Origin of the sequence: Puia dinghuensis (assembly GCF_014642875.1) — a bacterium.
In the GTDB taxonomy this organism is placed as follows: Bacteria; Bacteroidota; Bacteroidia; order Chitinophagales; family Chitinophagaceae; genus Puia; species Puia dinghuensis.
The window spans coordinates 848,025-858,596 of record NZ_BMJC01000005.1; the positions used below are offsets into that span (position 1 = coordinate 848,025).

Sequence of the window (10,572 nt, forward strand, 5' to 3'; positions counted from 1 at the left end):
TTATGACCGTGATTTGACCCAACTTTCAAATATTTTTGCAATAGCCTTGTCCTTGTCCATCAACTCGATCAGGTATCGGATGATTTCCATATTCTTCTGACAAAAACTGCTGGTCGGCCGGTAACCGTACATGTCTCCTTGTGTCGCGTGATTTTGAATCGGATCGGCTCCACAATAGGGTTGAAAAGCGCAGTCTGAGCACCCCGGTAAGCTTTCGTTGATGCCCGTACTGACTATTTCCAAAGCTCTTTTGCTATAAAAAACCTCCTCATAACTATGCGTATCTAAATGTCCCAGTTGAAAGGTAAAATCTTTCATCTCAGCAAGCATCCTGCTCTCATCACTGGCAAAAATGGATCCATCATAATTGAAGGCAATAACGTTCGTAATGCATCCGGTCGGTGAATTCAGGTCAACATATCCAACAGGAAATGGGGTAAGCATCTTTCTCAAAATTATAGTCGCGTAGTCCTCGGTGAAAAATTCTCCTGCCAGGTTATATTCCAAGATTCTGCCTAATGCTTTTTTATAGAATTCGAGGAAGCGATCTGTCTCGTACTTATTCTTTCGCTCGTTCCGCACCGCAAACCCATATGGGGATATGGGTCGCAGGAACATATTCCGAAAACCTTGCTTGTAATACTCCTCTACTATCTCGATTGGATAATCCAAGGAAAGATTCGTGGTAGTCATCAGCGCCGATACCCTGGAGGGCCCCAAAATGCGCTTAGATAGTTCGATTCCTTTAATTGCCAATTCATAACTGTTCCTTCCCGGTCTCGTCCGGTTGGAGTTATGGATAAAAGCGGGTCCGTCAAGTGAGGAAGAAATAAGTATCTCATGCTCTTTGCAATACAATAGGATTTCCTCGTTGACAAGTGCCAGGTTAGTACAAATGACGAACGTCACCGATTTATTCCGTAGGCCGGCCAACAGATGTACGCGTTCAACCGCATATTTTATATTGTCAAACGCCAATAAAGCCTCTCCGCCCTGGAATTCCATGGTAACATGCGGGCTAGGCGATTGCAACATCATGTCGATCCCTTTGTCAATATGATCCCTTGACATGTCAAATTTGTCCTTATCCTGTGTTACTCTCGATACCTGGCAGTAGTGGCAAGTATGTTCACATCGTAGGGACATAACAAAGATGTGTAACATCGTGAAGTTATTCAGAAAGGCCTTTTTAGTCCGGTATCGGGTGGCCAGGACGTCGATCAGGGGAGGAATACGAGATTCTGAAATAAAGTGGTTGGCGACCAGATCACCAAACAAATCCGGGTCATCTTCTTTATTAAGTTCCCTTTGGACTATCTTCTGAAAAGTACCTTCGCGAACTACCAGGTGATCTCCTACTTCATTAACCAACACCTCCTTTTCCTGGTTTAGACGGGCAAACCTCATTGGGAGTAGAAAATAGACATTATTCTCCTGGTTGTCGTAAAACCCCAGTTCCTTGAATTTCCTGTTTTTGGTAATAACGTCTGCTTCAGCCATTGGATTTCTTTAATAGAAATTTGAATGAAACGCTCTTTATATTTTGAGTCGTTGCCCCACAAATGTTGGTCTTTAGCAGTAAGACCTCCATTCCTTTAAGTAAGAACTCCACCTCTTTAGCATTTGGCAGTTCCCGAAAATTTTCTCCAGCGCAGGAAGGCGATTCCATATAAAAGAAGGCCCCAGGCCTCATTTCACTGATTACTTTGCTTGCAAACGAAAAACTATAATAATGAATTGTTGATATCAGATCCGCCTGTTTGATATTACCAGGCATCTCAACCGTTATATCCATTCTTTGAGTCGATATGGAACCCACCAGACCCGAATAGGCAAAGTAGCTGTCTTTCAAAATATTCAAATAGGTCTCATTAATGTCGACGCCGATAACCTTTTTAAAATAAGAAGCAAGTAAGAAAGTATTTCTTCCGGTACCACACGGTATATCGATACAACACCCGTCAAAGATTCTGTTGCTATCGGTCAAAATCTTCTTCAACCCGGAAGAGCAATTGGTGAAATCAGGATCGTAAACATGCCTAGCGTGCATCGTTGATTGGAATTGACATCGGGTCGAATCCGACAGCGTCGGATACATTTCCCGGCGGGGCCTCATCAAACTCACCGTTAGAAAAAGCCTTGGCAACCAATAGTTCCCGAATGTTCGTCGTCTCCTTATTGACTACCTCCCTAAGGGAAAAATCGACGATATCGCGTTCAAACTTTTGAAGATAATAACCAAGGTCTTCCTCTTTTATAGCAGCATTTGCCATTGGCTTTAGCACAACCACATAGGCATTCATTTCAGCAGAAACTTGGGTGTGGAATTTATCCCCATACCAATAAAGAGACTTGATAACAACATCCCTGGAAAAGAGGGAAGCGTCAACATACACAACAATCTCTCCGTTTCGGATAAGATTCTTTTTTTCCATAAGGAGAGAATTATGCGAACATGCCGCCCGAACTATGAGAGGAATGCGAGCTATGGGACGAGTGAGAACTATGCGAACTGTGAGAGCTATGAGAAGCATGTTGAGCGACCAGCCTGCTGTCATTAAGATTCTGAAGATTGAGCTTCAGAACAGGCATCGGTTTTGGGCGACCTGCATTTTCCTCAAAATTGATAGCCTTGTCATCGTTACCTGCGATGGAGGGCTGAGGAGTAGCTGCTTTGTTGATTGAAAGCGAAGCTAACGCGGCGCTTAAAATGAGCGTAACCTTCTTTGTTAAGCTAGAAGTCGGTTTACGAGATTCCATTTGGCTGCAATTTAAGTTAGAATGATTTTGACTGCGACCAGGGGGTATAAACTGAAAAATAGTGTTATTTATTTTGCTTTGCAACACAATAATCGTCGAATCGCTTAAAAAGGGTGTTTTCACCATGTTCAAGCACCATTATACCCTATGGCGACTGCCCCAAAAAGACGAAACATAAATTCCATGTTGAGCTGCAAAGCTCACAAATGATTAAAAAATATAAGGTTAGATTATATCTTCGGTATATCTAAATAAGCCAGCGCTTTTATCAGATCCTGGGATTCTTCCTCGATCCATTTTCTCTTCTCAATCAACTCTTTTATCAGTGACAATTGTTTCGATGTAAATTGGGTTGTATCCAAACCCGAATACGGTTCATCCTGCCGCCATTCGCTGGAATGATTAGGAGAGCGGGTATCCATCATCGCGCTTTTATCGACTGGCTCCAATAAATAAAGGGAACAACCCTTTCGGGCTAGTATATTCCTTAACCTTGTATAGATCTGCAGGCCAGCAAGATCCCAGTCACAGCTATAATAAACAGGAACGAACAGTTTTTCCCGGCTTATCTGTTCCACGATGCCAATATTGTTTCCGCCGACATACCACAGCTCCAACCGATTTCGTTGGGCGACCAGCGGCCGTTTCAGATTAGCCAGATTTTCGCATAATACAATAACTTCAGGGTTCAGGTGATCTACGACAAACCGCCATTGATGGTTTTTAGGATCCTGATCTGGAAAGGCGTTAATCTCTAGCAACTTGTACACGATCCGGGTGACGCCGGGGTGCATTTCCAGATATTTAGAGCCTTTCTCTTTAAAAAACACGCTTGAAAAATGTCGTATGGTGGTTAGCCTGGTCTCGATATCCTTTTTATTGGCAACAATGAACTGAAAAGTTTGTAGATCATACTCGTCGAAACTCTGACGTCCGTCCCAGTCTAATTGGTTTTCATCAATAAACTGGCGATACGTCTCAAACGAAGCCTGGAAATATTGTTCATAATATGCTTTATATCCAGCTTTTGCAACTATTATCCGCTCGCTGCCTGTTTTATAGCCGATGAGTCGAAGATCCTTTTGCACGCTCCGTATAAAGGCGTTGTCGAATATTTTTAGGGTTGTCCGTCCGTCGGCGTATAGCTCATGCAAGCCCCTGAGATGGCGCCATTCCAGCTTTTTGTTATTCATGATTCGTTTTCCTTATCGCCTTCGCAAAAAATGGGAAAAGGCTGATAGTTGACCGCCTCTTCTGTCTCCGTGTTTTTTTGCAGCATGTAAATATATTGCTCCCCGTCCTGGAATTTACCCAAGGGATTGATCGATAAGGATATGATCTGGTAGTCGTTCTCCTTTGCAATGCTATAGAGCAGATCATAGTTGCTTCCCAGGCCTTCCGCTTCGTCTATAGGCATAAACCGAATGCTGGGTGGGTTTTTCCGCTCGTCCCGGGCACCAATGATGGAAAGCCGTGCAATGCAAAGCAGAGCAATTCCGGCATAGCTCTGACCAGTGCTTCCCTTATTCACCTGACCATTGTTAGACTCCATGGAAAAAGAGACCTCCAGGTAGGCGTTTGGATCCAAAAGCTTTTCTATTTTAGGGTTAGCAGCGGCAGTGCTGGTGCAGGCCCGAAAAGCAGCGATCATTTTTTCCTCCAAACTTATCCCTTTTGCCACCTCCTCACTTATGAGGCTATTAACATCATTGTCCAGCCTGGTTTGGAAATCATCGATCCATTCCTTGGGGTATTCTTTCGACTGCTCGACCCGTAGCTTGACTTTATGCCCCCCGGTAATTTCTTTGTCTTTTAAAAACAGATCGATGCGTTTGGCCATCATTAACCTTTGCCCTACTTCCGTATTGACCTCGTCCAAGAGATCCCGAATCCGCTGTAATTTCCGCTTATTCAATTCCCGATTGTTGTCATTTATTTTATTAAGATAATGGTTGATTGCCTCAATAAGATCATCCGAAGCTGCTTTTCCATGGAAGGCTTTGGGCAGCAGGGCATGCCCCAATTCTTTACAGTCGAAAATGTCTACAAATTTATAGGAGTCGTTAGCTAGAAATTCATTGACGGTGTCGATATAAGAGCCCTCAAAAGTTTTCTTAGAATGGTCATAGGCTACTTTCTGTACTGCCCCATCCGGGAAGACCGATGCTTGAGGTTCCGGCTCGATAGGATAGCGACCCAGTTCGTCCTGGTAGCTCTTCCAGGCACTTTCCTTCGATTCTGTTATGCTCTTCCATTTAGAATACAGGTCAGGAACATCCCGGGTGCGCATCTTTCCCTTATACTCCTCGATTTTCCTGCCGATGTACAATTCCTTATCGGAAGACCTTTGCATTTCCTCCGTAATATACTTTAGCAGTTGATGATCGTCTTCCAACATTTGTATTTCATCTGGTAGTAGAGCAGTCCGAACCTCGACCGTCAGGTTTATCCAACTGTTGGAATCGACCACCCCTTTTATACTCTTTTGAAAACCATCTATTGCCTTTAAATACCTCTCGCAAACCAGCTTTTCCCGTGTCCATTCATCCAGATGATTCTTCGCTTCCGTGTACTCCCGTTCAATCTTATCCCGGTCGTCATATGCATCCATGGACTGCTTAAATTCTTCCTCTGGCGTCCTGCTCAGATCGCCCTCTGTATACTTCAGCACGTCTTCTTTTTGGCTTATAGCCGCGTTGAAATCGGAAAAGTCACTTTCTTCTACGATGACAGTCCTCATCCCGTATACCTGACCGATCTCGTTTTCCAGTTTCCGTATATCCTTTTCCAGGTCTTTCGTCCAGTTCTGAAAAAATTGAGAGATGGTCCCGATCTTGTCTGCCGTAAACAGCCGTTCGTTAACAAAGGGAATATATTCTCTCAAGCCGTTGAGGTGGAGCCAGAATCCGTTCTCATCCGGATCTACGATGCTTGCTTTTTCCAAAAAATCGTTTGGATTAAGAAAATACTTGGATCCGCTGGTTATTTGGGTCGGCTTGACCGTAGACAGTGTTTTGAAGCGTATGACCATACTCTCTTCCTCCAACGTCAGGGCCCGTTGTTGTTGTAACGCCCAGAAGCCCATCGACCTCTTATCAGTGATATCCGCAAACTGCCGGTAAGACTTCTTTTCCTCCAGTGCCGACGTCTTCGACTCCTTCTCATGATCCAGAAAAACCATCCATTCGTTCCTGCCCCGGTCTTCCCGGATAGTCTCAAAATATTCGGATAATCCCTCGCTTTTCAGGCGCTGGCTCACTTTTAGATAAGCTTTCTTTAGTCTTGAAAGAAGTCTTTGTCGGATATATCTCTCTGTTAACTCATTTGGTACAAGCTGCATTTCCGCCAGCCATCGGGATACTTTTTTAACCCGGGAATAAAAGGGGAGGATGTGTTCATGCGCATTTCTATATTTTGTTTCATTCTCTGCAAAATAGAACTGTTTATCGGTTTGTTTGTCGTATTCCGTGTCGATTAGCTTTTTCAGAGTGAGCAAGGCATGATAGGCCGACAAGGTCTCCTTTACGGCCTCTTTGAGATTGTTACGGATAATAAGTTCCTGCTGATAAGCGTACATACACTTTGTATACAGCCAGTCCGTCAGCTTACTTTTCATCTCCTCGTCCAGTTGCAGAAGCTTCACAAGAGCCTTTTGCTTGCGGCTAATTATCTCAATTTCCCTGACATTTTCCCCATACTCATGAAAAGCGGTCTGCATCTCCTTTACGGCAACATGATACATGGCCAACAGGTCTTTTGCCTTCTCGTCGCCAAACAGGAATTGCTTTAGGGCTTCCCCTTTCTGGGTATCAAGGGATTTCCCTCGGGAAAAGGATTGTATGATCTGCGCGTAGTCCCTTACGATCTTATTGCCGACGGAAAGGTCAAGGGAAAGCAATCTATGCCGGTAAAGGAATTTATAATACCCCTTCTTTTGAAACCAGGATTGAAAATACAGGCCCTTATTATGGAGATAGGGCTTTAGCTCATCGAGAGGAAGTATACGATCCTCCTTTAACAGGTCTTGAAAAGAAAGCTTTTGGGGCAAAGGGGTCATTTCCTCCTCATCATAGCCGCCCTGGATGACAAAGGCCGTAGTCGTTTTAGCAGCGGATTCGATATAGGTGCCTAGAACGATATACTGTTCAGCAGCCACTTCTATCGTCAAGAAGGCATAGCCAATCTCCGTCCCCCGTTTGTCCCTGCTTTTCAGCACCATACCATCGGGCAGCCGTTTGCCGCCCAGCGCCTCTGTCGCAGAGACAAACTGTTCGGAACCGACAAAGATTAGTTGCAGTAGGTCTGCGATCATGCTTTTACCACAGCCACTCTCGCCGATAAAATCCGTCCGGAAGGGATGAAATTCATAATCGAATCCCTGGTGTTGTCTTAACCCCACGGTGGAAAGCCGGGAGATGCGTGGATATTGTTTCATTCTTTAGACCAATTTTTTATTATGTCATCGATAGTGTTGATATACTCTCCAAAAACCTTGTTAAGCCGCTGAAAGGCGGGGAACAGCTGGAAATCGTCCGAATCGAGCTTTACCCAACCTATCTTCTCGAATTCTTTAAAAGCGTAGAGAATCAATTCATCCAGCCTTTCATCGCTGAATTGTGACGGGGTTTCTTTTTTAGCTTTAGCCAACAACCGATAGAGATCGGGTCTTAATTCTTCATAATCTCTTTTGATTGCCTCCTGAAATTTCCGGATGGAGGACAGTTCAATGTTTTTGTCAATAAAAATCACCTTATACAACAGCAACCCTATGATAATATATTCATTCTTTAAGAAATACCGGTGGTCGACGTCTATCGCTCCCCGGGTCAGGCCGGTAAATTCCAAATGATAATATTTCTCATCTCCCTCTCCGCCCTGTTGCAGGGGAACCTCAAAATAGCGTTGATAATATAGCAGCAGGCTTTCTTCATGTTTTTCGATAAACCGGAAAAAATCATATTGGCCCTCCACTTTTGAAAAATGAAAACCGTCCTTTAACTTAAAATCCAGTTCGCCAAAAAGGCTCACGGCTTCCGGTGATTGCAAAAAATCGGCATACCCTATAGGTGTATGATTTTCGTTGTCCATATGGTGATATTTTTGTGTGTGATTGGTTTGTCTTTGTCAATAACGATCCGGATGTCCTGTCCAATGGAGGCAATTTTCAAAAGCCGATGAGTCACCCGGGCAGCCAGGTCGATGTTTCCGTCTTGCAAGTCGACCATCTCCATAAAATAGCCAGCATAGTCGATGCCCCCTTCATTTTTACTGTCTTTCAGGATGCGCTGAATCCATGTTTCAATAGTGTCCTGCTGGAGGACTTTTTTATTCAATGCCGCATAGGCTAATTTTCTCTTCTCCGGACTTTCTTCATAGATCTGTCTTTTTCGTGATATGGCCGGAAACAGATCTTCCTTTTTCTCGACGATGGTAAATTTAGACGTCGGCTGGTAGATACGAAGAGGTGGGATGCCGGCAGGAAATTGCAGGATCTTTTTGACCCCTTCTGTCTGAATAGTGGAAGAGGATAATAGAAATCGAAGAAAACTTTCCACCCGTGTATTGAACAGCGGTTTATTCAACGCGCCAAAAAACTGTCTTAATCTCGGCTGCAACTTGTCCAGGCGGCGATCGATCAGGTCGAGCCGGTACCGGACCTCCGGGAAAAACTCTTGTACCCGGTATAGCTTGTCCAGTATGCTGGTTTCGTCGGCTTCCACGATATGCTTTCCTAGTTCAGCGTCAATATCCTTCAAGGCGGAAAATGCGGACCTGAGCTCCTTATTATACCCTCTTATCTTTTCCAGATAGGTATCCACCTTTTTTAAGGTCACCAAGACATCTCCCTGCTGCAACTGGGCAGATTCCCGGATCTCGGCCACGGCCACATTGATCTTCCGGTCCAGGGCGTCTACCTGGTTGCTCATTTTGGGCTCAAACACATCAAATTTGAGTTCCAGCCATTGCAGCAGCAGCGACTTACTATCCACCTGCTTCAGGTCCCTCAATAATTCTCCGCAGATGATCTCGATATTCGTAGGGTTGAAGCTTCCGATCAGGGCTACTTCCGCATTTCTGCAAACATTCCTGCCGTAATCCCTGAAGGTATATACCTGTTCCTGCTCGTTATACAATAGAAAATACTCGTGGAGATTACCGATGGTAGAGTTAATGTATTCCTGGGGAAGCCGGCTATTGATTCCGGATTTGTTGGTCTCCTGGTAAGCGTTATAGATATCCGACTCTTTGAATTTTCCTCTGGGAAAAGCCCCTGTCGATACTTTTGCATAAAGCCACAAAAGGAGGCGCATGGTCCTTTCATCGGGAAATAATGCGTTAAAATTGCCAGGCTTTTGTACTTCGTCCAGAAAATCAAAGAAATGTTGCGACACCGGGATCAGGTTTATTCTCTATAATAAATATAACTAATAATATAAACATTTCCCCCTACCTTTTAACCACTTTAATGGCTGTTGAGGCTGTAGTTGAAAATTTAGTATTTTGCACTCTTACCTATGATATTTTCGGCTCAGGCGCATACCGTAACTTCTGTTGAGATTAAGGGCATCGAAGCCTTGGGATTTGTTTTTTCAGGTAGTTCGATGCCGGTCGATGACTTCCTTAATACTCATTTCCCAAACCTGGATCTTTTTGCGGCGGTGAAGTCCATTGATACCATTTTGTCTCCAGCCACAAGTGCCACGAAGTACAAAAGAATTATTCTTGAAGACAATCCGCTGAAAGTCGAGATCCAGTTCTTTTCAGAGGATTACGGTAATGAGGACACCGGCCTTGTTTTGGTCCGGACATTTACGCTGGATAGCGCCGGCCCTGTGGTCAGTCATGAATTCTTTAGATTGCCCCGGATGGCCCGGAGAAAGGGCATCTCAAAAAAAATTTTAACGGCGCTTTTTCAACAATACGTAAATATGGGTGTAAAAAAGATCCTTGTATTCGCGGCCTTAGAGGATGGCGGGTACGTTTGGGCCACTCAGTATTTCATGGCTGTGGATCCCATGGAAGTGGAGAAAATCTTAGCCCGGGCGCAAGTGGAATTGCCACAAGCACAATACATATTGGCAAAAAGGGTATTTGACAATTATTACGCTAAAAACATTGGAGGACAGGCATTTCCGATGTATAAATGGGCTGAATTGTCCTTTATGGAACCTATTTTACGGAAAAGCGCCTGGCATGGTGCAGTGGACTTGACAAATCCGGTGGAATTTAGTAACTTCGTTAGCAATGCAATTGGATAAATCCATATTAAAAGAGGAAGCCCATATTGGCGAAGAATTAATGGCAGACAGCAACGTATCCCAATTGGAGAGGAAATGTTTTGTCGTAAGGCAAGCCGTTGCCGATGGGGATTTTACCTTGGAGGAGGCGTTGGCTGCTTATGGCGTTGCAAGAGAGGATTTCAATAACTATCTTTCCCAGCAGGTTGTTTCAGAAATAAATGTTTTCTTCTCGCATTCTTCTTCGCACGTCCTTGCAGTAACTGCAAGTATTGCCGTTATCGGCGAGCTTTACAAGGTGTTTTTGGGGAATGTAGATCCCCAGGCACAAACATTTCAAGATCATCTACGATCGCTCTCCCAAGCAGTTTCTTCTGGGAAAGTAGCGGTTTAAGATTTCACTGTAGTTTGAATTCAATTTTTCATTCCTTTATTGAGCATGCCAAGCCAAGAGGTAGCCTCTTACCCAGCCAGGTCAAATAAAAAAGCCCCATCTTTCGATGAGGCTTTCAATGAATATGGCAGCTACCTACTCTCCCGCATTGTGGTGCAGTACCATCGGCCATGAGGGGCT

The 10,572-nt window shown here is 44.2% G+C and carries 10 protein-coding genes; 2 read left to right on the forward strand and 8 right to left on the reverse strand.

Translation table 11 applies throughout. The features are described 5' to 3' along the window. The 8 genes from hxsB to IEY39_RS25190 form a co-directional block, all read right to left on the reverse strand. Nucleotides 1-1,500: a His-Xaa-Ser system radical SAM maturase HxsB gene (gene hxsB / locus IEY39_RS25155; protein WP_188936843.1), complete on the reverse strand. Its 1,500-nt coding sequence runs from the start codon at nt 1,498-1,500 to the stop codon at nt 1-3. Then, entirely contained in the window at nt 1,493-2,050 is a 558-nt protein-coding gene (locus tag IEY39_RS25160) for a class I SAM-dependent methyltransferase (RefSeq protein ID WP_188936844.1), read from the reverse strand. Before IEY39_RS25160 ends, hxsB begins: the two co-directional genes overlap by 8 nt. After that, nucleotides 2,040-2,435: a His-Xaa-Ser system protein HxsD gene (hxsD, locus tag IEY39_RS25165; protein ID WP_188936846.1), complete on the reverse strand. Its 396-nt coding sequence runs from the start codon at nt 2,433-2,435 to the stop codon at nt 2,040-2,042. The genes IEY39_RS25160 and hxsD overlap by 11 nt, the downstream gene beginning before the upstream one ends. 10 nt (nt 2,436-2,445) lie before the next feature. Then, nucleotides 2,446-2,886: a hypothetical protein gene (locus tag IEY39_RS25170; protein WP_188936848.1), complete on the reverse strand. Its 441-nt coding sequence runs from the start codon at nt 2,884-2,886 to the stop codon at nt 2,446-2,448. A 104-nt stretch (nt 2,887-2,990) separates the two neighbouring features. Next, entirely contained in the window at nt 2,991-3,953 is a 963-nt protein-coding gene (locus tag IEY39_RS25175; protein ID WP_188936850.1) for a Wadjet anti-phage system protein JetD domain-containing protein, read from the reverse strand. Beyond that, nucleotides 3,950-7,195, reverse strand: a complete 3,246-nt coding sequence (locus IEY39_RS25180) for an ATP-binding protein (RefSeq protein WP_188936852.1) — start codon at nt 7,193-7,195, stop codon at nt 3,950-3,952. The genes IEY39_RS25175 and IEY39_RS25180 overlap by 4 nt, the downstream gene beginning before the upstream one ends. After that, nucleotides 7,192-7,848 (reverse strand): condensin complex protein MksE, encoded by a 657-nt coding sequence (locus IEY39_RS25185; RefSeq protein ID WP_188936854.1) that lies wholly within the window; start codon nt 7,846-7,848, stop codon nt 7,192-7,194. Before IEY39_RS25185 ends, IEY39_RS25180 begins: the two co-directional genes overlap by 4 nt. After that, nucleotides 7,821-9,152: a hypothetical protein gene (locus tag IEY39_RS25190; RefSeq protein WP_188936856.1), complete on the reverse strand. Its 1,332-nt coding sequence runs from the start codon at nt 9,150-9,152 to the stop codon at nt 7,821-7,823. The genes IEY39_RS25185 and IEY39_RS25190 overlap by 28 nt, the downstream gene beginning before the upstream one ends. Before the next feature lie 123 nt (nt 9,153-9,275). On the opposite strand from IEY39_RS25190, the gene IEY39_RS25195 reads away from it, so the two are divergent. Then, entirely contained in the window at nt 9,276-10,019 is a 744-nt protein-coding gene (locus IEY39_RS25195) for a hypothetical protein (RefSeq protein ID WP_188936858.1), read from the forward strand. After that, on the forward strand, nt 10,006-10,392 hold the full coding sequence (locus tag IEY39_RS25200; RefSeq protein WP_188936860.1) for a hypothetical protein: 387 nt from the start codon (nt 10,006-10,008) through the stop codon (nt 10,390-10,392). Before IEY39_RS25195 ends, IEY39_RS25200 begins: the two co-directional genes overlap by 14 nt. Nucleotides 10,393-10,572 lie beyond the last annotated feature (180 nt).